This window comes from Sphingomonas sp. CCH9-F2, assembly GCF_001556735.1.
GTDB lineage: Bacteria > Pseudomonadota > Alphaproteobacteria > Sphingomonadales > Sphingomonadaceae > Sphingomonas > Sphingomonas ginsenosidimutans.
On record NZ_LSJO01000116.1, the window covers coordinates 1 to 884 of the forward strand.

General features: G+C 64.4%; 1 protein-coding gene. It reads left to right on the top strand.

Going from position 1 to position 884, the window contains the following annotated elements; genetic code table 11:
* Positions 1 to 372: 372 nt before the first annotated feature.
* On the top strand, positions 373 to 884 hold a 512-nt coding region (locus AX685_RS03505), incomplete at its 3' end, for a TonB-dependent receptor plug domain-containing protein (RefSeq protein ID WP_231738535.1).

Consider the following 884-nt stretch of genomic DNA (forward strand, 5'->3'; position numbering starts at 1 on the left):
GGGCGATCGTCGACCACCCTCACCCGATAGCCCAGCCCGGCGGCCAGCGCGGCGAGATCGGGCGCGGGAGCCGGGACGGCGAGGGGCAGTGAGGCGAGCAGCGACGCGATCAACGGCATCCCGGTCCTTCCGATGCGGATAGTGCGCGGGTCGTGATGCCCGTCGGACCGAATGGTGTCACGACACGTCCCGATGCACAATACCAAAATATGACGTTAGAAACGTACAGACACACTCAGGTAACATTTGGGCTTGCATCGCGTGCCGGAACGGTGCTTTCTTACCCACATCAGTTGTTTCGCGACCGTGAATCGAACGCGGCGGGGACCAGTCGATAATACCAAACAATTACATTTGCATTGGGGGCCGGTGATGTTCATCAAGGGGATACTGTCATCCGTCAGCATGATGGCACTGGCCACATCGGCCACCGCGCGGGCGCAGGATGCGCCACCGCCCGCCGTTGCCCCCGAGCAGCTGCAGGGTGAGGTCGGCGCCGCGCAGCTGCGCAGCGGCGCGCAGGAGGATGGCAACGACATCGTCGTCACCGGCATCCGCGCCTCGATCCAGGCGTCGCTGGACCAGAAGCGCAAGTCTGACATGGTGTCCGAGGTCATCACCGCGCAGGATATCGGCAAGTTTCCCGACAAGAACGTCGCCGATTCGCTCGGCCGGCTGACCGGCGTCAACGTCGTCACCGGTTCGTCGGCGGGCGGCGGGTTCGGTGAAAACCAGTCGGTGTCGATCCGCGGCACCGACCCGGAACTGAATCTGACGCTGCTCGACGGGCACAGCCTGGCGACCGGCGACTGGTTCGTGCTGGACCAGGCGAACGGCGGGCGCAGCTTCAACTTCAGCATGTTCCCGTCGGAGATCGTCGGCAG